The 24,103-nt window shown below is 60.6% G+C and carries 25 protein-coding genes; 14 read left to right on the top strand and 11 right to left on the bottom strand.

The features are described 5' to 3' along the window. Positions 1-26: 26 nt before the first annotated feature. The gene (hemB, locus tag FFR93_RS24375; protein ID WP_138395071.1) at positions 27-1,040 is read right to left on the bottom strand and encodes a porphobilinogen synthase; all 1,014 of its coding nucleotides are present in this window, start codon (positions 1,038-1,040) and stop codon (positions 27-29) included. Positions 1,041-1,172: 132 nt separating this feature from the next. Between hemB and FFR93_RS24380 the strand changes: the two genes are divergently transcribed. The 7 genes from FFR93_RS24380 to FFR93_RS24410 all read left to right on the top strand — a co-directional run bounded on the left by FFR93_RS24380 (position 1,173) and on the right by FFR93_RS24410 (position 7,932). Continuing rightward, positions 1,173-1,610 carry a DUF6163 family protein gene (locus tag FFR93_RS24380; protein WP_138395072.1) on the top strand — a complete coding sequence of 146 codons (438 nt, stop codon included), beginning with the start codon at positions 1,173-1,175 and terminating at the stop codon, positions 1,608-1,610. A 130-nt stretch (positions 1,611-1,740) separates the two neighbouring features. Continuing rightward, positions 1,741-2,256, top strand: coding sequence for a MarR family winged helix-turn-helix transcriptional regulator (locus FFR93_RS24385; RefSeq protein WP_064706853.1), 516 nt, complete (start codon positions 1,741-1,743; stop codon positions 2,254-2,256). Positions 2,257-2,687: 431 nt separating this feature from the next. Next, entirely contained in the window at positions 2,688-3,989 is a 1,302-nt protein-coding gene (locus FFR93_RS24390; protein ID WP_138395073.1) for a L,D-transpeptidase family protein, read from the top strand. Between the two features lie 215 nt (positions 3,990-4,204). Continuing rightward, positions 4,205-5,503, top strand: coding sequence for a serine hydroxymethyltransferase (gene glyA / locus FFR93_RS24395; protein ID WP_064711176.1), 1,299 nt, complete (start codon positions 4,205-4,207; stop codon positions 5,501-5,503). A gap of 9 nt (positions 5,504-5,512) precedes the next feature. Next, the gene (nrdR, locus tag FFR93_RS24400) at positions 5,513-5,989 is read left to right on the top strand and encodes a transcriptional regulator NrdR (RefSeq protein ID WP_064706856.1); all 477 of its coding nucleotides are present in this window, start codon (positions 5,513-5,515) and stop codon (positions 5,987-5,989) included. Positions 5,990-5,992: 3 nt separating this feature from the next. Beyond that, on the top strand, positions 5,993-7,303 hold the full coding sequence (ribD, locus tag FFR93_RS24405) for a bifunctional diaminohydroxyphosphoribosylaminopyrimidine deaminase/5-amino-6-(5-phosphoribosylamino)uracil reductase RibD (RefSeq protein WP_138395074.1): 1,311 nt from the start codon (positions 5,993-5,995) through the stop codon (positions 7,301-7,303). Further along, positions 7,303-7,932: a riboflavin synthase gene (locus FFR93_RS24410; RefSeq protein ID WP_138395075.1), complete on the top strand. Its 630-nt coding sequence runs from the start codon at positions 7,303-7,305 to the stop codon at positions 7,930-7,932. The genes ribD and FFR93_RS24410 overlap by 1 nt, the downstream gene beginning before the upstream one ends. A 93-nt stretch (positions 7,933-8,025) precedes the next feature. Here FFR93_RS24410 and rfbA read toward each other — a convergent pair whose 3' ends face one another. From rfbA to FFR93_RS24455, 9 genes are all read right to left on the bottom strand, one after another. Continuing rightward, complete coding sequence (gene rfbA, locus FFR93_RS24415) at positions 8,026-8,895, bottom strand: glucose-1-phosphate thymidylyltransferase RfbA (RefSeq protein WP_064706859.1); 870 nt, start codon at positions 8,893-8,895, stop codon at positions 8,026-8,028. 10 nt (positions 8,896-8,905) lie between these two features. Further along, entirely contained in the window at positions 8,906-9,793 is an 888-nt protein-coding gene (gene rfbD, locus FFR93_RS24420) for a dTDP-4-dehydrorhamnose reductase (RefSeq protein WP_138395076.1), read from the bottom strand. A 3-nt stretch (positions 9,794-9,796) separates the two neighbouring features. Then, positions 9,797-10,852, bottom strand: a complete 1,056-nt coding sequence (gene rfbB / locus FFR93_RS24425) for a dTDP-glucose 4,6-dehydratase (RefSeq protein WP_138395077.1) — start codon at positions 10,850-10,852, stop codon at positions 9,797-9,799. Positions 10,853-10,858: 6 nt separating this feature from the next. Next, the gene (rfbC, locus tag FFR93_RS24430; RefSeq protein ID WP_138395078.1) at positions 10,859-11,437 is read right to left on the bottom strand and encodes a dTDP-4-dehydrorhamnose 3,5-epimerase; all 579 of its coding nucleotides are present in this window, start codon (positions 11,435-11,437) and stop codon (positions 10,859-10,861) included. After that, positions 11,427-13,421: a glycosyltransferase family 1 protein gene (locus FFR93_RS24435; RefSeq protein ID WP_138395079.1), complete on the bottom strand. Its 1,995-nt coding sequence runs from the start codon at positions 13,419-13,421 to the stop codon at positions 11,427-11,429. The genes rfbC and FFR93_RS24435 overlap by 11 nt, the downstream gene beginning before the upstream one ends. Before the next feature lie 248 nt (positions 13,422-13,669). Then, positions 13,670-14,476, bottom strand: coding sequence for a hypothetical protein (locus FFR93_RS24440; protein ID WP_138395080.1), 807 nt, complete (start codon positions 14,474-14,476; stop codon positions 13,670-13,672). A 293-nt stretch (positions 14,477-14,769) separates the two neighbouring features. After that, positions 14,770-15,285 (bottom strand): GNAT family N-acetyltransferase, encoded by a 516-nt coding sequence (locus tag FFR93_RS24445; protein WP_138395081.1) that lies wholly within the window; start codon positions 15,283-15,285, stop codon positions 14,770-14,772. Between the two features lie 23 nt (positions 15,286-15,308). After that, positions 15,309-15,812, bottom strand: coding sequence for a cupin domain-containing protein (locus tag FFR93_RS24450; protein WP_138395082.1), 504 nt, complete (start codon positions 15,810-15,812; stop codon positions 15,309-15,311). Between the two features lie 175 nt (positions 15,813-15,987). Then, positions 15,988-16,347 (bottom strand): hypothetical protein, encoded by a 360-nt coding sequence (locus FFR93_RS24455; RefSeq protein ID WP_138395083.1) that lies wholly within the window; start codon positions 16,345-16,347, stop codon positions 15,988-15,990. A 346-nt stretch (positions 16,348-16,693) separates the two neighbouring features. Here FFR93_RS24455 and ribH point away from each other — a divergent pair, with 346 nt between their 5' ends. The 3 genes from ribH (at position 16,694) to FFR93_RS24470 (ending at position 19,972) form a co-directional block, all read left to right on the top strand. Further along, on the top strand, positions 16,694-17,149 hold the full coding sequence (gene ribH, locus FFR93_RS24460; RefSeq protein WP_138395084.1) for a 6,7-dimethyl-8-ribityllumazine synthase: 456 nt from the start codon (positions 16,694-16,696) through the stop codon (positions 17,147-17,149). Positions 17,150-17,152: 3 nt separating this feature from the next. Next, positions 17,153-17,635 carry a transcription antitermination factor NusB gene (gene nusB / locus FFR93_RS24465; RefSeq protein ID WP_138395085.1) on the top strand — a complete coding sequence of 161 codons (483 nt, stop codon included), beginning with the start codon at positions 17,153-17,155 and terminating at the stop codon, positions 17,633-17,635. Between the two features lie 198 nt (positions 17,636-17,833). Then, positions 17,834-19,972 (top strand): sodium-translocating pyrophosphatase, encoded by a 2,139-nt coding sequence (locus FFR93_RS24470; protein WP_064707069.1) that lies wholly within the window; start codon positions 17,834-17,836, stop codon positions 19,970-19,972. Positions 19,973-20,074: 102 nt separating this feature from the next. Here the strand turns inward: FFR93_RS24470 and FFR93_RS24475 are convergent, their stop codons facing one another. Next, complete coding sequence (locus FFR93_RS24475; protein ID WP_064706869.1) at positions 20,075-20,608, bottom strand: outer membrane protein assembly factor BamE; 534 nt, start codon at positions 20,606-20,608, stop codon at positions 20,075-20,077. A gap of 187 nt (positions 20,609-20,795) precedes the next feature. On the opposite strand from FFR93_RS24475, the gene FFR93_RS24480 reads away from it, so the two are divergent. The 4 genes from FFR93_RS24480 to FFR93_RS24495 all read left to right on the top strand — a co-directional run bounded on the left by FFR93_RS24480 (position 20,796) and on the right by FFR93_RS24495 (position 24,090). Continuing rightward, positions 20,796-21,386 (top strand): ubiquinol-cytochrome C chaperone family protein, encoded by a 591-nt coding sequence (locus tag FFR93_RS24480; protein ID WP_064707070.1) that lies wholly within the window; start codon positions 20,796-20,798, stop codon positions 21,384-21,386. A gap of 11 nt (positions 21,387-21,397) precedes the next feature. Then, entirely contained in the window at positions 21,398-21,952 is a 555-nt protein-coding gene (locus FFR93_RS24485; protein ID WP_064711300.1) for a DUF177 domain-containing protein, read from the top strand. A gap of 99 nt (positions 21,953-22,051) precedes the next feature. Then, positions 22,052-23,098, top strand: a complete 1,047-nt coding sequence (gene plsX, locus FFR93_RS24490) for a phosphate acyltransferase PlsX (protein WP_064707072.1) — start codon at positions 22,052-22,054, stop codon at positions 23,096-23,098. Positions 23,099-23,118: 20 nt separating this feature from the next. Next, the gene (locus FFR93_RS24495; RefSeq protein WP_138395170.1) at positions 23,119-24,090 is read left to right on the top strand and encodes a beta-ketoacyl-ACP synthase III; all 972 of its coding nucleotides are present in this window, start codon (positions 23,119-23,121) and stop codon (positions 24,088-24,090) included. The last annotated feature ends 13 nt before the right edge of the window (positions 24,091-24,103 follow it).

Here is a 24,103-nt window from a genome sequence, read left to right on the forward strand (position 1 = left end):
GCGAAATACAATCATCCGCCCTAAAATCACCTCTTTGCGAGAATTTTCGCCACCTCGACCGCGAAATAGGTGAGGACGCCGTCGCATCCTGCCCGTTTGAACGACAGCAGCGTTTCAAGCATCGCCCGCTCGCCGTCGATCCAGCCGTTCATGGCTGCGGCTTTGATCTGCGTATACTCACCCGAAACCTGGTAGGCGAAGGTCGGCAGGCCGAAGGCCTCCTTCATCCGCCAGCAGATGTCGAGATAGGGCAGGCCGGGCTTGACCATGAGCATGTCGGCGCCTTCTTCGACGTCGAGGGCGGCGTCGCGGATCGCCTCGGTGCCGTTGGCCGGATCGATATAATAGGTTTTCTTGTCGCCCTTCAGCAGACCGCCCGTCGAGATTGCCTCGCGATAGGGGCCGTAGAAAGCGGAGGCGAATTTCGTTGCATAGCTCATGATACCGACGCTTTGATGGCCGGCGGCGTCGAGCGCCCTGCGGATCGCCCCGATGCGCCCGTCCATCATCTCCGACGGCGCGATGATGTCGGCGCCGGCATCGGCCTGCATCACGGCGGCTCGGGACACCTGATCGACCGTCTCGTCGTTGACGATCTCGCCGCCTCTCAGAATTCCGTCATGGCCATGGCTGGTGAAGGGGTCGAGCGCGACGTCGGTGATGACGCCGATCTCCGGCACTGCCTTCTTGATCGCCGCCGTCGCCTGATTGATCAGATTGTTGGCCTCAAGGCTGTTCGAACCGGTCTCGTCACGCAGCTCCATCTCGATATTGGGAAAGGTCGCCAGCGCCGGAATACCGAGGCCGGCCGCTTCGCGCGCGGCCTCGACCGCCTTGTCGATGCTCATGCGGTTGACGCCCGGCATGGCCGGGATCGGATCGATGATACAGGAGCCCGGCACGATGAAGATCGGCCAGATCAGGTCGTCGACCGTCAGCTGGTTCTCCCGTACGAGTCGGCGCGTCCAGTCCGCCTTGCGGTTGCGCCGCATGCGGCGATGGCCGGTGATGTCGTCGACGAGATGCGTCTTATCCTGCATGATATCTATCCCCACGCCATTCCATTTATCGGAGCGCTCATTATCATGGCGCCCGGAAAATCCAAACCGGACGATTGGCCGCGGCGGAAAAACCTGCTTGTAACGATCCGATCCCGAACCGATGTTTGCGCCATGGAAACCGAATCCCCGACAATACCGAAACGCACGCTGGCGGATCTTCTCTTCATCCTCTTTCTGAGGCTGGTCGCCGTATCCTGCTTCTGGTTCGGGCTGCAATATTGGGCGATGCTCGTCGGCTATTCCCTGGTCGGGGCCGGCCGCTTCGATCTTTTGAGCCTGCCGTGGAAGGTCGCAAGCACCAGCCTTGCCGTGCTTTTCCCCGTCGCTTCCCTCGGCCTCTGGCTCACCGTCTCCTGGGGACCGGTCATCTGGGTGCTGGCCGCAGGCGGGCAAATCCTGATGTATGGGCTGTTGCCTGACATTTTTGGGCCCAACAAGCTGATCATCCTGCTGCATCTCATGGTCGCTGCGGTCTACTGCATTTTCCGCCTGCTGCTCTGGCTGGAAAAGCGCCGGCACCGCCGCCAGGTAAGTGTTGATTTACCCTGAGACAACGTGGAGTTTCCGGTAAGGCTCCATTAAGCCTGCGGTTTAAGTCGAATTTTATATGTATTCGATAGGGTCTCACTCAAGGCGGGAAGAAAACGACACCGCCAAACAAAACAGTGAGGCAGTCAATATGAACACGAAAATCAAGCCGCAGGCGGTATCGAACTTCCGTGACCAGCAGGATCAGGGCATCCGTGATCTTTACATGGAATCCCTTCATCTTGTCGAACGTCTTCATCGCCGCCTTCTCGACGTCATCAAGGACGAGTTCGACCGGCAGGGCCGCAGCGACGTCAACGCCATTCAGGCGCTGCTCCTTTTCAACATCGGCAATTCCGAGCTGACGGCCGGCGAGCTGCGTTCTCGCGGCTACTATCTCGGCTCCAACGTTTCCTACAACGTCAAGAAGCTGGTCGATCTCGGCTTCATCAACCACCAGCGCTCCCGCATCGACCGCCGCTCGGTCCGCATCAGCCTGACCGAAACCGGCCAGGAGATCGCCGAAACGGTCGCCAGGCTCTACGAACGCCACATCGCCTCGATCGACAAGGTCGGCGGCATCGGCACCGACGAGTTCACCCAGATGAACAAGTTGCTCCAGCGCCTCGACCGCTTCTGGAACGACTCGATCATGTATCGCCTCTAAGACCCTCGACCTCCTTTCAGGGTTGAAGAAAACCGGATGCGTTCCCTGCGCGTCCGGTTTGTCGTCGCGCCCGTGGCATCTTTGCAACGCATTGCAGGCAAGCGTAAGAGCCGGTATTCAAGCCGTTTTTTAGCCGTTATTAACCGGCACGATTTACCCCATCACATGGTTCGTTGCGTGAAGACTCGGCCATCGTCGGCTGTCTTCGGCCTGGCAACACGAATTAGCCATATTGGTGTGGCAGCGGAAGGTTGACAACCGGCGCTTTCAATGGACCAGGAACGTTCAGGCTTTCGCATCGCAATCTTGTGATGCGGCGGGCGGAATTTTCCGATGTGCCGGGAGTAACGAATGGATGGGATCTGCGTTACGGCGCAGTGATATCGCAAAGGGCCGCGCTTCCTTTGTAGCGGCATTCAGTGGTTGGGACTATGTCGAAGAAAAACGGAAATGAAGCTCTCTCGCGCCGCGCTTTCCTTGCGTCGGCGGCAACGGTTGGCGCCAGCGCAATTGCCGCGCCGGCCTTCGCCCAGTCTGCACTCGATACTCTGATCAACGCGCCGCGGCGCGGCAACTGGGACGACCAGTTCGACGCCAAGGCGGCTTCGCGCACGGCGACCGCCGTCGTTTCCAACACGCCGATCCTTGGCCCCCAGTCGGTCGCGAGCGCCCAGCAGGCGATCATGCAGTATCAGCAGATTGCCGCTGCCGGCGGCTGGCCTGAAGTCAATCCGGGTGATCAGCGCCTGCAGCTCGGCGTCAGCCATCCTGCCGTACAGGCACTGCGCCAGCGTCTGGCGATCACCGGCGACCTGCCGCGCGAGGCGGGCCTCTCCAACGCCTTCGATTCCTATGTAGACGGCGCCGTCAAGCGCTTCCAGGCGCGTCACGGTCTTCCGGCCGATGGCGTTCTCGGCGAATTCACGCTGAAGGCGCTGAACATCCCCTGCGATGTCCGCCTGCAGCAGTTGAACACCAACCTCATCCGCCTGCAGACTTTCCCCGAAGATCTCGGCCGCCGCCACGTGATGGTCAATATCCCGGCCGCCTATGTGGAAGCTGTCGAAGACGGGAGCGTTGCGACGCGCCACACCGCGGTCGTCGGCCGTCTCAGCCGCCCGACGCACATCGTCAACTCCAAGATCTACGAAGTCATCCTCAATCCCTACTGGACTGCGCCGCGCTCGATCGTCGAAAAGGACATCATGCCGCTGATGCGCAAGGATCCCACCTATCTCGAAAAGAACGCCATCCGCCTGATCGACGGCAAGGGCAACGAAGTCTCTCCCGAAACCGTCGACTGGAACGGCGAGGCGCCGAACCTGATGTTCCGTCAGGACCCCGGCAAGATCAACGCCATGGCGTCGACGAAAATCAACTTTTACAACAAGAACGGCGAGTACATGCACGACACGCCGCAGCAAGGCCTGTTCAACAAGCTCATGCGTTTCGAATCCTCGGGCTGCGTCCGCGTTCAGAATGTTCGTGACCTGACGAACTGGCTGCTGCGCGAAACGCCAGGCTGGAACCGCCAGCAGATGGAGCAGGTGATCGCAAGCGGCGTCAACACGCCGATCAAGCTCGCCATGGAAATTCCGGTCTATTTCGTCTACATCTCCGCCTGGGGCATGCCAGACGGCATCGTCCAGTTCCGCGACGACATCTATCAGATGGATGGCAATGCCGAACTCGCGCTCGACACCACGGCTGGCATGGAACAGCCGGTCCAGTAAGCGGCGATCTCAGCATCATGACTTGAGAACCGCGCTTCCGGCGCGGTTTTTTATGCCGGGGAGGGCGCTTCGGCACCACGGCCGCCCAGTAACCGCGACGAACCTTCATAAAAGGGCCGTAGCGCGCGCTTTGCCCAGCAAATGTCGTTCTTCGTATTGCCCTTGCCACGGCGGAAGGCTAATACCTCACCGCATTCCAGTTGAGGAGCCCGCCCATGACCAATGCTTCCACCGAATCCTTCTTCAATCGCTCGCTTGCGGATGTTGATCCCGAGATTTTCGGCGCGATCGGAAAGGAACTCGGTCGCCAACGGCATGAGATCGAATTGATCGCTTCCGAGAACATCGTTTCCCGCGCCGTGCTGGAAGCCCAGGGCTCCATCATGACCAACAAATATGCCGAGGGTTATCCCGGCAAGCGTTATTACGGCGGCTGCCAGTTCGTCGATATCGCCGAAGAATTGGCGATCGAGCGTGCGAAGAAGCTGTTCGGCGTCAATTTCGCCAATGTTCAGCCGAATTCCGGCTCGCAGATGAACCAGGCCGTGTTCCTGGCGCTGCTGCAGCCCGGCGACACTTTCATGGGTCTCGACCTGAATTCGGGCGGCCACCTCACCCATGGTTCGCCGGTCAACATGTCCGGCAAGTGGTTCAATGTCGTCTCCTACGGCGTACGCGAAGGTGACAACCTTCTCGACATGGATGAGGTCGCCCGCAAGGCCGAAGAGCACAAGCCGAAGCTGATCATCGCCGGCGGCACAGCCTATTCCCGTATCTGGGACTGGAAGCGCTTCCGCGAGATCGCCGACAGCGTCGGCGCCTATCTGATGGTTGACATGGCCCACATCGCCGGCCTCGTCGCCGGAGGGCAGCATCCGTCGCCGTTCCCACACTGCCACGTCGCGACGACCACGACCCACAAGTCGCTGCGCGGCCCGCGCGGCGGCGTCATCCTCACCAATGAGGAGGATCTCGCCAAGAAGTTCAATTCGGCCGTCTTCCCCGGTCTGCAGGGCGGTCCGCTGATGCACATCATCGCCGCCAAGGCAGTCGCATTCGGGGAGGCGCTGCAGCCGGAATTCAAGGAATATGCCGCCCAGATCGTCAAGAACGCCCGGGCGCTTGCCGAGACACTGATCGCTGGCGGCCTCGACGTCGTCTCCGGCGGCACCGACAACCATCTGATGCTCGTCGACCTGCGCAAGAAGAACGCCACGGGCAAGCGCGCCGAGGCAGCGCTCGGCAGGGCTTACATCACCTGCAACAAGAACGGCATCCCCTTTGACCCGGAGAAGCCTTTCGTCACCTCCGGCGTGCGCTTGGGCGCACCGGCCGGGACGACCCGCGGCTTCAAGGAAGCTGAATTCCGCGAAATCGGCAATCTCATTGTCGAGGTTCTGGACGGCTTGAAGGTCGCCAATTCCGATGAAGGTAACGCCGCCGTCGAAGCCGCTGTGCGCGGCAAAGTGGTCAACCTCACAGACCGCTTCCCAATGTATGACTACATGGGATAAGGAGTAGCGATGCGCTGCCCCTATTGCGGTTCGGAAGATACCCAGGTCAAGGATTCGCGCCCGGCGGAGGACAACACGTCGATCCGCCGGCGGCGTATCTGTCCGGATTGCGGAGGCCGCTTTACCACCTTCGAGCGCGTGCAGCTGCGCGAGCTGATGGTCATCAAGAAGACCGGCCGCAAGGTTCCGTTCGACCGCGATAAGCTGGTGCGCTCCTTCGAAGTGGCGCTGCGCAAGCGCCCCGTCGAGCGCGATCGCATCGAGCGCGCCGTTTCCGGGATCGTCCGCCGGCTCGAAAGCTCCGGCGAGACCGAGATTTCCTCCGAGCAGATCGGCCTGCAGGTGCTCGAAGCCATGAAGAGCCTCGACGATGTCGGCTTCGTGCGCTACGCCTCGGTCTACCGGGATTTCTCGCTTGCCGAGGATTTCGAGAAGGTCATTTCCGAAATCAACGCGAAGATCGCCCGCGACCCGCTGGACGGATGAGCCATGAGCGTCACGGGAGATGACGAAGATTTCATGGCAGCCGCGATCCGCCTGTCTCGCCGGCATCTCGGCCGCACCGCCACCAATCCTTCCGTCGGCTGCCTGATCGTCAGGAACGGCGTCGTCGTCGGCAGCGCGGTCACGGCGCCCGGCGGCCGCCCGCATGCCGAGCCTCAAGCGCTGGCGGAAGCTGGCGAACTTGCCCGCGGCGCTACCGCCTATGTGACGCTCGAGCCCTGCTCGCACCACGGCAGAACGCCGCCCTGCGCCGAGGCGCTGATCTCCTATGGCGTTGCCCGCGTCGTGATCAGCGTCACCGATCCCGACCCGCGGGTTTCGGGCCGTGGCATTTCCATGCTGCGTGACGCAGGCATTGAGGTAACGACGGGCGTGCTGGAGGTCGAGGGCAGGCGCTCGCTGGCCGCCTATCTCACCCGCCAGACGAAGAATCGGCCCTATGTGACTCTCAAACTTGCCGTTTCCGCCGATGGCATGATCGGCCGCCCGGGGGAGGGCCAGGTGGCGATCACCGGGCCGCAGGCCCGCGCCCAGGTGCAGGCCTTGCGAGCCGAAACCGACGCCATCCTCGTCGGCATCGGCACGGCGATAGCAGACGATCCGCTTCTGACGGTGCGCACACCAGGGCTCGAAGCGCAATCGCCAATCCGCATTGTGCTCGATCCCTCGCTGGCATTGCCGCTGACGAGCAAGCTGGTTCAGACGGCGCGGGAGGTGCCGGTCATCGTGGTGGCGAGCGAGGAAGTATCGCCATTGGCTGCGGATGCCGAGGGATTGCCTCCCTCTGTCCCGCCGGAGATCTCCCCCACAAGGGGGGAGATCGGCAAGGAGCGCGATTCGCATTCCCAAGATGACCTCTCATCACCAGGATCTGAAGATGCTGGGAAGAAAGTTGGCCACGATTTGATCTCCCCCCTTGTGGGGGAGATGCCCGGCAGGGCAGAGGGGGGTGATGCACCCGCCGAGACAGCCAACGTGGAATCCCGCCGCGCAGCACTCGAAGCCGCCGGCGTCGAGATTGTCTACTGCAATCCCTATCATCCCCAGGTCCTGCTGCCGGCGCTTGCGACGCGCGGCATCTCTTCACTTCTGGTCGAAGGCGGCGCAAAGACGGCGCGGCTTTTCCTTGAAGCAGGTCTCGTCGACCGCATCCATCTTTACCAGGCTCCTGTCATCATCGGCGAAGGTGGTATTGAATCGCCGTTGCAGGCAACCGACATACCATCCGGTTTCGCCCATAGGGGCACGTATATATTCGGCGCCGATCGCCTGGATGAATATGAAAGAGAGAATTGATGTTCACCGGAATTGTCACTGACGTCGGTACGATCGAAAGCATCTCGCCGCTCAAGGACGGCATCAAGCTCCGCGTCGCCACGAGTTACGACCCGGCGACAATCGATATGGGCGCGTCGATCTCGCATGCCGGCATCTGCCTCACCGTGACCGGCCTGCCTGCCGAAGGAACCAACGGCCGCTGGTACGAGGTCGAGGCGTGGGAAGAGGCGCTGCGGCTGACGACGATCGGCACATGGCAAGAAGGCAGCCGCATCAATCTAGAACGGTCGCTGAAGATCGGCGATGAACTTGGCGGCCACATCGTTTCCGGCCATGTCGACGGCAAGGCGGTAATCCTGTCGGTGACATCCGAGGGCGACGCGACGCGCTATCGCTTACGCGCTCCCGAGCATCTGGCGAAATTCGTCGCCCCCAAAGGATCGATCGCGCTCGACGGCACCTCGCTGACGGTCAACGCGGTCGACGGCACCGACTTCGATGTTTTGCTCATCCGCCATACGCTCGAAGTCACCACCTGGGGCGAGCGAAAGGCTGGCGATTTCGTCAATTTCGAAGTCGATACCATGGCGCGTTACGCTGCCCGACTGGCGGAATTTCCGAGCACGCAAGCAGCAGGAAACGTCTGATGCTACGGGCGAATAAATAACACAGAACACGCGGTCCATTTTGGAGGTTATGCGCCGGTTGAAAGGGACAGCGCATCGGGCGGGCCGGACAATTCAAAAATCCGGGGACAATTTCGTCAGATACTCGCCGTAGGCGCTCTTGCCGAGCTTCTTCGCCAGCTTGGCGAGCTCGTCCTGAGAGATGTAACCCATACGCCAGGCGACTTCTTCGGGGCAGGCGATTTTGAAGCCCTGGCGTTTCTCCAGTGTGCTGACGAAACCTGCGGCATCGTGCAGGCTGTCCGGTGTGCCGGTGTCGAGCCAGGCATAGCCCCGGCCCATCAATTCGACGAAAAGCTGGCCGCGCTCGAGATAGGTGCGGTTGACATCGGTGATTTCCAATTCGCCCCGCGGTGAAGGCTTCAGGTTGGCGGCGATATCGACCACCTGCTGGTCGTAGAAATAGAGGCCGGTCACCGCCCAGTTCGTTTTCGGCTCCTTCGGCTTCTCCTCGATCGACCGCGCATTCATCTCTTTGTCAAAGCTGACAACGCCATAGCGTTCCGGATCGGTGACGTGATAGGCGAAGACCGTCGCGCCTTCCTGCCGGCTCGTGCCGGATTTCATGATTTCCGCCAGTCCGTGCCCGAAGAAGATGTTATCGCCGAGAACGAGTGCCGAGCTGTCGCCGTGTACGAAGTCGGCACCGATGATGAAGGCCTGGGCAAGGCCGTCCGGGCTCGGCTGTACGGCATAGGTCAGCGAAATTCCCCATTGCGAGCCGTCGCCGAGAAGGCGTTTGAAGGCTTCGACGTCATGAGGCGTAGTGATGATCAGCAACTCCCTGATGCCGGCGAGCATGAGCGTCGTCAGCGGATAGTAGATCATCGGTTTGTCGTAGACAGGCATCAACTGTTTCGAGACGGCCTGCGTAATCGGATGCAGACGCGTGCCCGTGCCGCCGGCGAGAATAATCCCCTTCATGCCTATCTCCTTAAAGACCTTTATTCAAAAGGTCTTGCATGACAACCGTCATGGACTGCTTCCACTCCGGGAGCCGGATTCCATATATTCTGGCGAGCTTGTCGCCGCTGAGACGCGAATTGGCGGGACGCATCGCAGGTGTGGGATAGTCCGCCGTCGGGATGCGTTCGACCCTGACCTTTCTGCCGCCGGATTTGAGAAGCTCCGCGAATATCTCCTCGGCAAAGTCCGCCCAGCTTGCCTCGCCGCTGCCGGTCAGGTGAAAGGTGCCGCGGAGCGATGGCGCTGGGTCCGCTACAACACGGGTTGCGATCGCAAGAACCGCGTCGGCTATGTCGAGTGCCGAGGTCGGGCATCCTGTCTGATCGGCGACAACGCGAAGATGATCGCGCGTCTCCGATAGTCGCAGCATTGTCTTCAGGAAATTGGTGCCAAAGGGCGAATAGACCCAGGCGGTGCGCAAGATGACGTGGTTCGGGTTCGCCGCCGCGACGGCCTTCTCGCCCGCGAGCTTCGAACGCCCATAGGCGGAAATCGGCGCCGTCCCATCCTCTTCGGAATACGCGGATGCCTTGTCGCCGCTGAAGACGTAGTCGGTTGAAATGTGGATGACCGGGGCCTCGATCCGCGCGGCAGCCTCGGCCACCGCCCCGGCGCCTGTCGCGTTGATAGAAAAAGCAAGATCGGGCTCGCTCTCGGCCTTGTCGACCGCCGTATAGGCGGCGGCCGAGACGATCACTTCCGGGCGCAGAGCCGAGAAGGCGGCTGCGATGCTTGGAGGATCCGCAAGGTCCATTTCCGGCCGCCCGACCGCAATGATTTCGATGCCCCTTTCGGCGCCACGTCTGAGCAGCGACTGAACGACCTGGCCCTGTTTGCCGGTGACGGCGATGCGCATCGCTTATTGTCCCTTGAAAACGCCGAGGCGTTCGCCGGAGTAGACGTTTTCGCGTAGCGGCTTCCACCACCATTCGTTTTCCAGGTACCAGTGCACGGTCTTCTCGATGCCGGTGTCGAAGGTCTCTTGCGCCTTCCAGCCGAGTTCGCTTTCGAGTTTCGAGGCATCGATTGCATAGCGTGCGTCGTGTCCGGGGCGGTCCGTGACGTTGGTGATCAGACGCGCATGCGGTGCCTTGTCATTGTAGACGCCGTCGAGAATAGCGCAGATGCGGTGAACGACATCGATGTTCCTGCGCTCATTGCGGCCGCCCACATTGTATTTTTCGCCGGGGCGCCCTCTGGATGCGATCGTGAAGAGCGCGCGGGCGTGGTCTTCGACATAGAGCCAGTCGCGAACGTTCGCGCCATTGCCGTAAACCGGAAGAGGCTTGTCCTCCAGTGCGTTCAGGATCATCAGCGGAATGAGCTTTTCCGGGAAATGGAAGGGGCCGTAGTTGTTGGAGCAATTGGAGACGACGACCGGCAGCCCGTAGGTGCGGTGCCAGGCAATCGCCAGATGGTCGCTCGCCGCCTTGGAGGCTGAGTAGGGCGAGGACGGATCGTAAGGCGTCGTCTCCGCGAAGAGGCCCTCGGCGCCGAGCGAGCCGTAGACCTCGTCAGTCGAGACATGCAGAAAGCGGAAGGCTCTCTTGCGGCGAGCCTCAAGCCCGTCCCAATAGTGCCGTGCGGTATCCAGCAGGCTAAATGTACCGACGATATTGGTCTGAATGAAATCGGCCGCGCCCGAGATCGAGCGGTCGACATGGCTCTCCGCCGCGAGATGCATGACGATGTCGGGGCGGAAGGACGCGAATGCTTCCTGCATCCTGGCGCGGTCGCAGATGTCGGCGCGCAGGAATTGATAGTTCGGCGCCGATTCGACGGATTTCAGCGATGCCAGATTGCCGGCATAGGTCAGCGTGTCGACATTCAGTACCTCGGCGCCGATCTCGCTGACAAGATGGCGCACCAAGGCCGATCCGATGAAGCCCGCTCCGCCCGTGACCAGTATGCGCATCGGCGATCAATCCCTGGGTTGCTGTGCTGTATAGGAAAAATGGCTTGGCAGATCGGCGAGCCGCGGCAGCGTCTTGTCCTTGGCGGACGACACCATGTCTCTCTCATCGAAGGGCCAGCGAATGCCGATCATCGGATCGTTCCACGCGATGCCCCGATCATGCTGCGGGCTGTAGGGTGCGGTTACCTTGTAGCTGATGACGCTGTTCGGCTCGATCGTTGCGAATCCGTGTGCGAAACCGGCCGGTATCCAGAGCTGCTTGCCGGTTTCAGGCGAGAGCTCCTGAGAGAGCCATTTGCCGAAGCTCGGCGATCCCTCGCGAATATCGACGACGACATCCATGATCCGGCCGGCAAGGCAGCGCACCAGCTTGCCCTGCGCGAAGGGCGGGATCTGGAAATGCAGCCCCCGGACGGTTCCAGCCTGCGCTGAAAGCGATTCGTTGTCCTGGATGAAAGTGACGTCGGCCACATTTTCCCGGAACCAGGCATCCTTGAATACTTCGCAGAAGTAGCCGCGGTGATCGCCGAACCTCGGCGGCGTGATTGCAACAATGCCCTCGATGGTCGCGGTCTCAATGTGCATGACGTACCTTTTCTGAGGCCTTCATGACGCTCATCAGCATGTCCGCCTGCGAGCGGCTGCGAATGGCCGCTAGGCCTGTCGCGGCAATGGCATCGCGCTCGTCGGCATCTGCGATCAGCTTGTAGCAGCGCTCGATCATGTCGTCATAGCGCTCAATTGCCAAGCCGCCGACGAAGGGCTGAAGGTCTGGATCGCGGATGTCGCCTTCCGTCAGCACGCAAACGCGATTGGCTAGCAGATAGGAAATCCGCACGATCTCGAAGACGCCGCTCGCATAATGATGGATGTTTATGACGATCTTGGCGCGGGCAATCGCCGCATCGCGTTCCGCACCATAGATGTTGAAGAGATGAGCGACCTTGAGCCCGCTGTCGTTCAACGTCTTCAGGATATGGTGGCGGCGTTCGTTCATCGAGCCGTAGAAGAGGACGTCGATATCCCTGACGGGGGCGTGCTGGATCTGGCTCAGGCAACGGCTGTAACCGATTTCGAGCACGCCGGCGTGATCGATACCCTTGGCGGCAAGGTTTTCGCGGTTGCGCGGACTGTAGTCGAGCACCGGCATCGCTCTCAGGATCGACGTATATCGCGAATTCATCCAACTGCTTTCTTCTGACACCTGCTCGAGGTTGATGATGACGCTGTCCTTCGGCAGATGGCCGACGATTTCGGCGGGGAGAAGATTGCCGCCGTAGATGATCGGCGCACGGCCGGCGAATGCGTTCATGTCGCGGACGATCGGTGCCGAGCCGCCGAGTTCTTCGAAGGCGCCTTGCAGGCCGAGCGCGACTTCGTCGAAGGCGTGACTGTGATTGTAGTTCTCGGGCGTGACGATCCAGATGCAATGGCGGTCCTTGTGCGCCTGCCATCCGCCGGCAAAGGGCTGCAACTGGTTTCCAAGCGGCTGCTCGATCTTCGGTGCGGCCGGTATGGCGGGCCTTTCCGTCGCGGTCGGCTGCTGCGGCACCGGTAAGGCGACTGAAGGCTGCTGGGCAGTGGCGCGCATTAATTCGCGGCCGCCGATGAACTCGCCGCGCGGCATCCAGGCGGGCGGATCATCGGCCATCCAGATCAGGTGCGGCTGCTTGATGAGCGGTTGGCGGCCTTGCTGCCACGAGGTCAGGAGAGCCTCGTCACGGCTCCGCAGAAAGGCTTCCTTGGCGGCGAAGAGGCCATGCAGCATCCGGCCTAGGCGGACACCGAACTTCCATTCGAAATCGGCAACGGTCGGTACGAAGGCGGCGATCTTCAATCCGGAGGCAATGGCCTGCTGGACATAAAGCCCGAGCAGACGCTCGATCACGAAGGGGCGCATGGTCGCGTTGGCATCGCGTGAATAGTGGGCCGTACCAGCATAGGCGATGCCCGCCGCCGTGCCAGCGCGCGCTTGGGCTTCCAGCGACTCGAGAATGCGTTCGCAGAAGGCGAAATACCCGGACCAGAATTTCCTGTTGCCGCAGAAATAGTTGCAGAATATGAAGGCGGTTTTGTCCTGCGGCGGCGCGATCGGATAGCCGAGCTCCTGGATATGCAGGAAGATCGGCTCAATGCCTGGACGGCCGCCAAGCAGCGAATGCTCCCAGACGTTGCTGTAGATCGCGGCGTGGCCGATCAGCGGATTGTAGAGATAGGCGTCCGCGCCTTCCGCCCTGGCCCTTTCCGCCTCGGTAACGAATGATGGGAAGCTCGTCACCGACTTCATCTCGAATTTGCTGGACAGCAGTCCCCAAAACACGTCGTCTCCGAGGCCGATCGCCTCGTGATGCGCATGCAGGATACGGAGGAGCTCGTATTCGAGCGTCGCAGCCTGCGTGTTGAATGAGATGTCGAGCGGTACGGCAGCCGCGTCGAGCTGGCTGTGCTGCGAAGGGCCGAGATAAGGCTGGTAGATAATGACGGACCCCGTGCCGGCAGCTTTCTCGGTGAGAAGCGCCAGATCAGGAAGACCGGCGGGCGGAGCGGAAACGGGCTGATTGATCGTCAAGGCATCATCCTCAGTGCATGGTCGCCGTCTCCGCGATTCACGAAACGGCATTCGGGCTGGTCTAGGTGCCGACTATTGGACGTGAAGCTTGCGCCACACTGTTTCCAGGACTTTCGCTGGTCAGCCTGGAGGATTGCAGGAGCTCGACCTATCCGGGGTCAGTTTTCTCTAGCCAGCTTTGCTCGCTCAGACGCTTCTGCTGCCAGTATCGCAAAGACTTGCGATACTACGTTTGGGGTTGCCTCGGTTTATACGCCGGTTCTATAGACGCCATCGTTCGATACGGTGGCCATATCGCCGAACAAGAACCCAGGCAGGCTGTTGCCATAGAGCTCGGCCAACCGCTTGATTAGAAGATAGCTTCCCAGACGCTCCTGGCAAAATGAGATCGCACGTTTCTGCACGGGATCCTCGGCTTGAAACGGTTGATATCGTTTCGCAAATTCAAGAGACGGCGCCACAAGGCGCACAAAGGTATCCAGCCACCAGTCCGTCGGATATGTGCCGAGCTCAATGCCTCCAGGAACGAGAGTGCCGGAATTAAAAAAATGCAAAGCTTCGGCTTGCGTTAAAGTATTTGCTTCGACTGAAAACGCCGTATATCTGAAAAAGTCAACAATATTGTGGCAGCCTGCATAGTGATACGATATGTTGTGGAGATTCAATGGGCGAGGCAGAAAGAAACTCTCTGAAAAAAGCGCCGGATCCTCTGGTCTTGTGATTTCTACTTCTTCTGAAGTTGCTATATTCATGCCGGGATATTCGGGATTCGGCCTTCCGATTTGCAGTCTTGTTAAAAATTTACGATACTGCCAGATGGTAATGTTGCGAGGTTTTACAACTTCTTCCGAAACGACTTTTGCGATGACTAGCGTTCCCAGCGATCCTGACAATTTCGTGTGAATCTCCTCCGGCTCGCTGAAAAAATCATAGCCGGCAATGACATCCATTCCCTTGTTTTCCAAAGGAGGTCTGGAATTGAGCCATATGATTTTCGCGCCCTCGGGAGGAGGGTAGCTCGGCAAATCCTTGTGGCAAACAATGAAAATGGTCATATTTGTGATCAGCCTCTTATGGATGGGGAGTTTCTGCCGGCTGCAATTACCACGCGGCTCGCCCGCCAATGCTTAGTTGTGTCAAGGTGGCGGACGTCAGGATTCCGAGCGTTTCTGCCTCTTGTCAGCGACTCTAAAGCCCGTTCCTTGCGCGAAGCAGGTGCGCCCAGACCCATCCGGGGATGAAGTCGGGTGCCGCAAGCTGAAGGTCGTCGACATTCTTTTGCTTGAGCTTGGTGTTGCCGAACCGGCACGCGCCGGCAAGCCCGCGATGGCGGTTGGTCTTCCCGTGCCTAACGGGAAAACTGAATGACTTCGCCATTGTATTGTGTGCGCCCTGTCTCGCGAAAGCCGAGCTTGGCCGCGACCCGCAGCGAGGCGTGGTTCTCGGGACTGATGATGCAGCTCATCGGCTTTCCCGGAAAATGCGCTTCCGCCCAGCCGATCAGAGCCGTCAGCGCCTCTGTGGCATAACCGCGGCCATGGGCTGCCGGCATCAGCGCCCAGCCGGTCTCCATCGTTCCCTCGATCGAAGGCTCCATATCGCGCCGGGCTTCGAGGAAGCCAGCTTCGCCGATGAATCTGCCGCTTTCCTTTTCCAAGATCGCCAGAAAGCCGAAACCCATATGGTGCCACATTCCGGCGATGCGCAGCATTCGGCCCCAGCTCTGCTCGCGCGTCGACGGCGCGCCGGTGATGAAGCGAACGACATCCTCGTTCGCCCAGAGCGCCGCATGCGCCTCGAAGTCGTCGAGGCGATGAGGACGAAGCATCAGCCGCTCCGTTTCAAGAGTAGGTATGTCGATCACGGTGGTCCTTGCAGAAATCGCGTTCAGGCGCCGGGCTCGCCGTCCCAATAGTCGAGGCCGCCTTCCGTGCGTCCGATATGGCGAAAGCGCCCGGTTGCTGTCGCGTCCCTGTTGGTCTTGGCAAGGAACTTTCCGGAATCGGGATATTCGACGATCTCGGTTTTCGCCATTGTCGAAATGCCGAGATAGACGAGCGTCGCTGTGCCGGTGTTGATAAGCTGATGCGCCGTTTCCGGACCGCCCGCCGGTGCGCCAAGTACGTCGCCCGCCCGGATCGGATGGCGCTTGCTGCCGAAGCGGTATTCGCCGGTCCCCGCGATCACGTAGAACAGTTCGTCTTCGACGTGATGATTGTGGAAGGGGCAGCTCGATTTGCCCGATGGCACCTCATTATAGCTGATGCCGAGGCCCGCCAGGCCGAGCAGCGCGCCGAACGAGACGTCGGCGCCTGCGTAGAACTCGCCCCGTTTCCAGTTGTCGAGCTTGAGATCAGCGATATTGATGACCGCCTTCGGTTCCGCCGCCATGATGTCCTCCTGTTGCAAGAAGAGAAGCTATCATCTTGCCGGAAAATTCAATGGCGATCGCTCGCTGACCAGGGAAAATCCTCGGCATGGGCGGAGAGGGGAGCGCCGCCCATGGATGGCGCGGTGCGCTTCGGATGGACGTGCCTAACGCTCTGTTGCTTGCACTTGGGTGATCTCAGCGGACGTAGAACGTCACGCTTCCGTCCGCCGCCTGTTCGGCGTTGACGATGTTGCGGACGTCGACGCCCTCATTGTTGAGTCGATGGGCAAGCGACCTGTTGGCATCGATCGATGCCTGGATGCCGCGAATGGCCTGGCCGGAACGTTCCGGGGCCGAGCGCGGACCTGTCGTATCGCCGTCGAGATTGTGCCAGTTATGGACCTGCTCGACATTGAAGTTATTGCCCCGGAACGTCTTGAGCGTCTGCTCGATGCCGTGGGCGGAGTTCATCCCGAAGCTCTCGGCCCGGCTGACGCCGGCAAATGCGAGGGAGGAGAGGGCGGCGGCGATGGTAATTGTGACAACGCGGTTCATGATTTTATCCTTTCATCTGCTTTGACGGTCGGCTGTCGTTGCAGGGGATCGTCTGCGTCACGAGATGGAATTGGCGTTGCAGCCTCCGCGAGTCAATGGTCTAAGTAACTGAAAATACATTACAAAACCTTCACGCAAGCGGCCTTCGAATTGCCATTTTTCGGGATTCCGGGAAAGCAGATCTCGAAGGCCTGCCCGGCTTGGCGATGATGGTGCGGCTATCCCCTTGCCGATATTTCCTCTTTCGCATTTGCGGCACTGGCCGAAAGTGCTTGCCATTCTCTTGAAGGCATGTTTTGACCGCGGGCTGTCGAGTGGAAAAAGTCCCGCCAACCGAAGGTAAACAATGTCGAGAGAGACCGCTCCCCATATTTTGATCGTTGAAGCTCGCTTCTACGACGACATGGCCGACGCGTTGCTCGAGGGCGCGACCTTTGCGCTCGAGCAGGCCGGCGCCACCTATGAGGTCGTCACCGTTCCCGGCGCGCTGGAAATTCCGGCAGCGATTGCCATGGCGCTCGATGGGGACGACAATGGCGGCACGCATTATGATGGCTATGTCGCTCTCGGCATGGTCATCCGCGGCGAGACCTATCATTTCGATATCGTATCGAACGAATCCTCGCGCGCTTTGATGGATCTCGCGGTCAGCGAGTCCCTCGCTATCGGCAACGGCATTCTGACCGTGGAAAATGACGAACAGGCTTGGGCGCGCGCGCGCCGTTTGGAAAAGGACAAGGGCGGATTTGCCGCTCGTGCGGCTCTGACGATGATCGGGCTGAAGCAGAAACTGGGTGCATAACGAATGAACGACGACAAGACGGAACGGCCGGTCAAGACTGCGAACCAGCGGGGCGCTGCCCGCCTGGCGGCCGTTCAGGCGCTTTACCAGATGGATGTCGGTGGCACCGGCGTTCTGGAAATCGTCGCCGAATACGAGGCGCACCGCCTCGGCCAGGAGCTCGATGGCGCGACCTATCTGAAGGCTGATGCCGCCTGGTTCCGCTCCATCGTCTCCGGAGTCGTGCGCGATCAGGTCCGTCTCGATCCGCTGATTGCCGCTGCACTGCAGGACGATTGGGCGCTGTCGCGCCTCGATAGCACCGTGCGCGCCATCCTGCGCGCCGGAGTTTTCGAACTCCTCGATCGCAAAGACGTCCCGGTGGCTGTCATCGTCACCGAATATGTCGAGATCGCCCGAGCCTTTTTTGATGACGATGAGCCGAAGCTCGTCAACGCCGTGCTAGACCGCATCGCCAAGCAGGTCCGCGGCGAGCCCAAGAAGTAGCTCTTAGCCCCCGAACAATCTCCCTGCGTCTTTCTACGTACCGCAATGGTTTTCACCCGTTGCGGTCTTGACGCCACGTCATCGACCACGCAATCTCCGCACGGCTTAGCTGTGGCATTTCTGTGGAGAGGAAAGGCGATTCGGCGGCGTATCTGCCGGAGAAGGAGTGAGCTCCGGCCTATGGGAGGAAAGAGCGAAATGACCATTCTTTTATGCGTAATTGCATCCGGTCTGCTCTCGGTGGTCTATGCCGCCTGGGCAACCCGGTCGGTGCTTGCCGCCGATCAGGGCAACAGCCGGATGCAGGAGATCGCGGGCTATATCCGCGAAGGTGCTCAGGCCTACCTGACCCGCCAGTATAAGACCATTGCCATTGTCGGCGTCGTCGTTTTCATTGCTGCCTGGCTGCTTCTTTCCGCCATTGCCGCCATCGGTTTCCTGATCGGCGCCGTGCTATCAGGCGCTGCCGGCTTCATCGGCATGCACGTCTCCGTCCGCGCCAACGTGCGCACCGCCCAGGCGGCCTCCACCAGCCTTTCCGCCGGCCTCGACATCGCCTTCAAGTCGGGCGCGATCACCGGCATGCTGGTGGCGGGCCTCGCGCTGCTCGGCGTCTCCATCTACTACACGATATTGACCATCGGGCTTGGCCATGAGAGCGGCTCGCGCGAAGTAATCGACGCGCTGGTGGCACTCGGCTTCGGCGCCTCGCTGATCTCGATCTTCGCCCGTCTCGGCGGCGGCATCTTCACCAAGGGCGCCGATGTCGGCGGCGACCTCGTCGGCAAGGTTGAGGCCGGTATCCCCGAAGACGATCCGCGCAATCCGGCAACGATTGCAGATAACGTCGGCGACAATGTCGGTGACTGCGCCGGCATGGCCGCCGACCTTTTTGAGACCTACGCGGTCTCCGTCGTCGCCACCATGGTCCTCGCCGCGATCTTCTTTGCCGGTGCGCCGATCCTCCAATCGGCAATGGTCTATCCCCTGGCGATCTGCGCCGCCTGCATCATCACCTCGATCATCGGCACCTTCTTCGTCAAGCTCGGCTCGAACGGCTCGATCATGGGCGCTCTCTACAAGGGCCTCATCGTCACCGGCCTGCTTTCGATCGTGGGCCTCGGCGCCGCCACGTCGCTCACCGTCGGCTGGGGCTCGCTCGGCACGGTCGCAGGCGCCGACGTATCGGGCACGAACCTCTTCATCTGCGGGCTTGTCGGCCTCGTCGTCACCGCACTGATCGTCGTCATCACCGAATACTACACCGGCACCGGCAAGCGTCCGGTCGTTTCGATCGCCCAGTCCTCAGTGACCGGTCACGGCACCAATGTGATCCAGGGTCTGGCGGTGTCTCTCGAATCGACCGCCCTGCCGGCAATCGTCATCGTCGGCGGCATCATCGCCACCTATCAGCTCGGCGGCCTCTTCGGTACCGGCATCGCCGTTACCGCCATGCTTGGCCTTGCCGGCATGATCGTCGCGCTTGATGCCTTCGGCCCTGTCACCGACAATGCCGGCGGCATCGCCGAAATGTCGCATCTGCCGCCGGAAGTGCGCAAGTCGACCGATGCGCTCGACGCCGTCGGCAACACCACCAAGGCGGTCACCAAGGGTTACGCGATCGGTTCTGCCGGTCTCGGCGCGCTGGTGCTCTTTGCCGCCTACGCCAACGACCTGCAATATTTTGCGGCCCACGGCGACCAATATCCCTACTTCGCCAATATCGGCACGATCTCCTTTGAACTTTCGAATCCTTACGTCGTCGCCGGCCTGCTTTTCGGCGGCCTGATTCCCTATCTCTTCGGCGGCATCGCCATGACGGCCGTCGGACGCGCCGCCGGCTCGATCGTCGAGGAGGTGCGCCGGCAGTTCAAGCTGAAGCCGGGCATCATGCAGGGCACGGAAAAGCCGGATTACGGCAAGGCGGTCGACCTGCTGACCAAGGCGGCCATCCGCGAGATGATCGTGCCTTCGCTTCTGCCGGTGCTGGCGCCTGTAGTCGTCTATTTCGGCGTGCTTCTGATTTCCGGCTCCAAGGCCTCGGCCTTTGCCGCTCTCGGCGCATCGCTGCTCGGCGTCATCATCAACGGCCTCTTCGTCGCCATCTCGATGACCTCGGGCGGCGGCGCCTGGGACAATGCCAAGAAGAGCTTCGAGGACGGTTTTGTTGACAAGGACGGCGTGCGTCACATGAAGGGATCGGATGCGCACAAGGCCTCCGTCACCGGCGATACCGTCGGCGATCCCTACAAGGATACCGCAGGCCCCGCCGTCAATCCGGCGATCAAGATCACCAACATCGTCGCGCTGCTGCTGCTCGCCGTTCTCGCCGGCTGACGCACATCGCAAAGGCACCGCGGTCAGCCGCGGCGCCGAAGCACGCTCATTGAAAAACCCGCCGGATCGCTCCGGCGGGTTTTTCGTTGAAGGCATGTTCGATCAGCGCAGGCTGCTCGGATTTTGCGGCGTGCCGCCGGCGCCGCCGCCGAACAGGCTGCGGGCCGCACTTGCTGCGCTGCCGCCGGAGAGCATCTGCTGCAGGAAGGTGAGTTCTTTGCCGCCGGTCGGCGTGACACGCCCGATCGTATCGAAGACCTTGCCGTCCTGCAGCGTGTAGTTGGCGCGGCGGTTGACGACGCCCTCCTTGTCGAAATAGATGGCCAGAACGGTCTGATCGACGACCTTCAGCTTCTGGAAGGCGACGGCGCGCGTGCGCCGCTGCGAGATATAATAGAAGACCTCGCCGTCAAAGGTCGCCGTCGTCGACGGCGTGCCGAGCGATAGCAGTACCTGTTCCCGGCTGGACCCTTCCGGAACGAGATCGAGCGACTGCTGATCGACGACATAGCCGCCGTTGAGGACGGTGCCTGTCTGGCAGCCTGAAAGAGCTGATGTGGAGGCGATTATGAAGGCAATGGCCGCGCTGCTGAAGAATTTCATGTCAGACTTGAAATACCGTTTCTTCAACGACATCTACTCCCTTGAGTGTCGATAGCAGCCATTTTGGGCCTTGTACGCTTTCCTCCTGCAAAACCATTGTGGCCATTCCGGGTCGAGTTTCCCGAATTTGCTTCGCTGGCGCCTCGAAGGGGTCGTCCCGAAGCTGGCCACGATCGGCATTGCAATTCGCGCCTGCTTCGGTAAACCAGCTTTCGAAATCATGCAACAAGGCCGGACGCCAGCCGGCGTGAAGAATGAGGCATTTCCGGAAAAAACAATGATCCTCGGGCTCTTCCGTAAGAAAAACAACAATCAGGCGATCGTCGACCGGCAGTATGCGGCGCTGACGGCGGCTGCGCGCATGCCCGATCTCTATGAGCGGCTCAATGTACCGGATACGGTCATGGGCCGTTTCGAAATGCTGTCGATCGTCATGATTCTGTTTTTTCGGCGCACGCGCGCCTCGGCTGTCAGCGGCCAGGAGATAGCTCAGGAGATCGTCGACGCCTTCTTCCAGGACATCGACTATTCGATTCGCGAACTCGGCATCGGCGACAATAGCGTGCCGAAACGCATGAAGAAGCTCGCCGGCATGTTCTATGGCCGGCTCGAAACCTATTCCAAGGCGATGGATGCCGGCGATCCCGAAGCGCTCGCTCTTGCTCTCCAGCGCAATATCTACCCCGAAAGCCAGGCGCCGGCGGATATGTCCGGCCTTGCCGCTTGGATGGTGGCCGCGGAAGCCCATCTGTCCGCCGTTCCGGAAGCGATGATTGCCAGCGGTTCGGCAACGCTGCCGCCAGTTGCGTGAAGGAGGAAACGATGAAAGATAATCTGGACGATGTTCCCTTCTCCTATCGCGTGAAGGTCGGCCATATCTCCGCCAACCCCGTCGAAGTCCATATCGAGGCCGACCCCAGCGAGTTGAAGGCACTTGCCGAGGCCTGGAGCGTGGTCTCCGTCGACGATCTCAGCGCCGATCTGCAGATCGCCCGCTGGAAGCGCGACGGCGTGCGCGTCAAAGGCCGTGTGCAGGCGAAGATCGTCCAGTCCTGCGTCGTGACGCTGGAGCCGGTCCAATCGTTGATCGACGAGAGCTTCGAGCAGATCTTCGTGCCTGAGGGTTCCAAGCTTGCCCGCCAGCCCGGTAATGACGCCGGCGAAATGCTGCTCGACCCAGACGGTCCTGATCTGCCAGAGACCTTTGTTGGCGATACGATCGACGCCGGCGAGGTGGTCGCGGAATTCGCCGCCCTTGCGATCGATCCCTATCCGCGCAAGGAAGGCGTCGAGTTCCAAGCTCATATCGAGGACAGCGGCGAAAACGATAAAAAGCCTTCCGCTTTCGCGGTCCTGAAGGACTGGAAAAAGGACTGAAGCCTCTCTGGCATTTGACACAATTCAGTTGTATGCGACGCCAAAACCGGTATTTTGGCCGAAATTTCGCCCCTCGGCGAAAAGAAGGATCAGGGACGCGTGATCAGAATATCTCTCGACCTCATGGGTGGCGACTTTGGTCCCCAGGTTGTCATCCCCGGCGCCGCCAAGGCGCTGGATCGGCATCCGGATATTTCCTTCGTTTTCTACGGTCTTAAGGAACAATGCGATCCCATTCTCGCCAAGTTCCCGAAACTCAAGGAAAAATCGGTCTTCCATGATTGCGAGCTTGCTGTCAGCATGGAAGAGAAGCCAAGCCAGGCGCTGCGCCGCGGCCGCTATGTCTCCACCATGTGGCGTTCGATCGAGGCGGTGAAGACGGGTGATGCCGATGTCGCGGTCTCGGCCGGCAATACCGGCGCACTGATGGCGATGGCGAAATTCTGTCTTCGCACGATGGCCAATATCGAGCGCCCGGCGATCGCGGCTATCTGGCCGACACTGAAGGGCGAAAGCATCGTGCTCGATGTCGGTGCGACGATCGGCGCCGATGCACAGCAACTGATGGATTTCGCCTTGATGGGCGGTGCCATGGCGCGCGCGCTTTTCGAGATCGAGCGCCCGACAATCGGTCTTCTGAACGTCGGAGTCGAAGAGGTTAAAGGCCAGGAAGAGGTCAAGGAGGCCGGCCGGCTGTTGCGCGAGGCGAATATCGATTCTCTCGAATATTCCGGCTTCGTCGAAGGCAACGATCTTGGCAAGGGCACGGTCGACGTCGTCGTGACCGAAGGCTTCTCCGGCAATATCGCACTTAAGACCGCCGAAGGCACCGCCAAGCAGATCGCCGAATATCTGCGTGCCGCAATGTCGCGCACGCTGCTCGCCCGCATCGGCTACGTCTTCGCCAAAAGCGCCTTCGATATGCTTCGAGAGAAGCTCGATCCGAGCAAGGTCAATGGCGGCGTGTTCCTGGGCCTGAACGGCATTGTCATCAAGAGCCATGGCGGCGCGAATGCCGAAGGCATCGCCGCTGCCATCGAGGTCGGCTACGACATGGCCAAGAACGGCCTCAATCAGAAAATAGAAAACGATCTTAAGAAATATCATGCCAAGCGCTTGCCCCCGATGGGCCCGGAAGCGGCATGAGCGATGAGGTTCAATCGAATATGATCCGTTCAGTGGTTCGCGGGTTCGGAGCCGCACTTCCGAAGCGCGTTATGACCAATCGTGACATGGAGGCCATCGTCGATACGTCGGACGAATGGATCGTCCAGCGCACCGGCATCCGCCAGCGTTACGTGGCCGGCGACGACGAGACGACGGCCTCGCTCGGCGAGGCGGCCGCGCGTGCGGCGCTAGCCAATGGCGCCCTGACGCCCGCCGATATCGATCTTATCATCTGCGCCACCTCGACGCCTGACAACACCTTTCCTGCAACATCGGTCAATATCCAGAACCGTCTTGGCATGAGCCACGGCTTCGCCTTCGATGTCCAGGCAGTCTGCACCGGCTTCGTCTATGCGGTGACGACCGCCGATGCCTATATTCGCGGCGGGCTGGCAAAGCGAGTTCTCGTCATCGGCGCCGAAACTTTTTCGCGCATTCTCGATTGGAACGACCGCACCACCTGCGTGCTGTTCGGCGATGGCGCCGGCGCGATCGTGCTTGAGGCGGCCGAAGGTGAGGGGACGTCTGCCGACCGCGGCGTGCTGACCGCGCATCTGCGCTCCGACGGTTCGCACAAGGACAAGCTTTATGTCGATGGCGGGCCGTCGACGACGGGCAGCGTCGGCAAGCTGCGCATGGAAGGCCGCGAAGTCTTCAAATATGCCGTCGGCATGATCACCGACGTCATCCAAGCCGCCTTTGATTCGACCGGGACCACCGCCGAAGACCTCGATTGGCTGGTGCCGCACCAGGCCAACCGACGCATTATCGACGGTTCGGCGAAGAAGTTGAACATCGATGCGGACAAGGTCGTCGTCACCGTCGACCTGCACGGCAATACATCGGCCGCCTCGATCCCGCTCGCGCTTGCGACCGCTGCCGGCGACGGCCGCATCAAGAAGGGCGACCTCGTGATGCTCGAAGCAATGGGCGGCGGCTTCACCTGGGGCGCCGTTCTCCTGCGCTGGTAAGCACGAATCCTAA

This window comes from Rhizobium sp. MHM7A, assembly GCF_005862215.1.
Taxonomy (GTDB): domain Bacteria; phylum Pseudomonadota; class Alphaproteobacteria; order Rhizobiales; family Rhizobiaceae; genus Rhizobium; species Rhizobium bangladeshense.

What these genes read in the sequence shown, in the direction of transcription:
- hemB (WP_138395071.1), bottom strand. Translation starts at nt 1,040, where the DNA reads ATGCAGGATAAGACGCATCTCGTCGACGACATCACCGGCCATCGCCGC.
- FFR93_RS24380 (WP_138395072.1), top strand. Translation starts at nt 1,173, where the DNA reads ATGGAAACCGAATCCCCGACAATACCGAAACGCACGCTGGCGGATCTT.
- FFR93_RS24385 (WP_064706853.1), top strand. Translation starts at nt 1,741, where the DNA reads ATGAACACGAAAATCAAGCCGCAGGCGGTATCGAACTTCCGTGACCAG.
- FFR93_RS24390 (WP_138395073.1), top strand. Translation starts at nt 2,688, where the DNA reads ATGTCGAAGAAAAACGGAAATGAAGCTCTCTCGCGCCGCGCTTTCCTT.
- glyA (WP_064711176.1), top strand. Translation starts at nt 4,205, where the DNA reads ATGACCAATGCTTCCACCGAATCCTTCTTCAATCGCTCGCTTGCGGAT.
- nrdR (WP_064706856.1), top strand. Translation starts at nt 5,513, where the DNA reads ATGCGCTGCCCCTATTGCGGTTCGGAAGATACCCAGGTCAAGGATTCG.
- ribD (WP_138395074.1), top strand. Translation starts at nt 5,993, where the DNA reads ATGAGCGTCACGGGAGATGACGAAGATTTCATGGCAGCCGCGATCCGC.
- FFR93_RS24410 (WP_138395075.1), top strand. Translation starts at nt 7,303, where the DNA reads ATGTTCACCGGAATTGTCACTGACGTCGGTACGATCGAAAGCATCTCG.
- rfbA (WP_064706859.1), bottom strand. Translation starts at nt 8,895, where the DNA reads ATGAAGGGGATTATTCTCGCCGGCGGCACGGGCACGCGTCTGCATCCG.
- rfbD (WP_138395076.1), bottom strand. Translation starts at nt 9,793, where the DNA reads ATGCGCATCGCCGTCACCGGCAAACAGGGCCAGGTCGTTCAGTCGCTG.
- rfbB (WP_138395077.1), bottom strand. Translation starts at nt 10,852, where the DNA reads ATGCGCATACTGGTCACGGGCGGAGCGGGCTTCATCGGATCGGCCTTG.
- rfbC (WP_138395078.1), bottom strand. Translation starts at nt 11,437, where the DNA reads ATGCACATTGAGACCGCGACCATCGAGGGCATTGTTGCAATCACGCCG.
- FFR93_RS24440 (WP_138395080.1), bottom strand. Translation starts at nt 14,476, where the DNA reads ATGACCATTTTCATTGTTTGCCACAAGGATTTGCCGAGCTACCCTCCT.
- FFR93_RS24450 (WP_138395082.1), bottom strand. Translation starts at nt 15,812, where the DNA reads ATGGCGGCGGAACCGAAGGCGGTCATCAATATCGCTGATCTCAAGCTC.
- FFR93_RS24455 (WP_138395083.1), bottom strand. Translation starts at nt 16,347, where the DNA reads ATGAACCGCGTTGTCACAATTACCATCGCCGCCGCCCTCTCCTCCCTC.
- ribH (WP_138395084.1), top strand. Translation starts at nt 16,694, where the DNA reads ATGTCGAGAGAGACCGCTCCCCATATTTTGATCGTTGAAGCTCGCTTC.
- nusB (WP_138395085.1), top strand. Translation starts at nt 17,153, where the DNA reads ATGAACGACGACAAGACGGAACGGCCGGTCAAGACTGCGAACCAGCGG.
- FFR93_RS24470 (WP_064707069.1), top strand. Translation starts at nt 17,834, where the DNA reads ATGACCATTCTTTTATGCGTAATTGCATCCGGTCTGCTCTCGGTGGTC.
- FFR93_RS24475 (WP_064706869.1), bottom strand. Translation starts at nt 20,608, where the DNA reads ATGTCGTTGAAGAAACGGTATTTCAAGTCTGACATGAAATTCTTCAGC.
- FFR93_RS24480 (WP_064707070.1), top strand. Translation starts at nt 20,796, where the DNA reads ATGCAACAAGGCCGGACGCCAGCCGGCGTGAAGAATGAGGCATTTCCG.
- FFR93_RS24485 (WP_064711300.1), top strand. Translation starts at nt 21,398, where the DNA reads ATGAAAGATAATCTGGACGATGTTCCCTTCTCCTATCGCGTGAAGGTC.
- FFR93_RS24495 (WP_138395170.1), top strand. Translation starts at nt 23,119, where the DNA reads ATGATCCGTTCAGTGGTTCGCGGGTTCGGAGCCGCACTTCCGAAGCGC.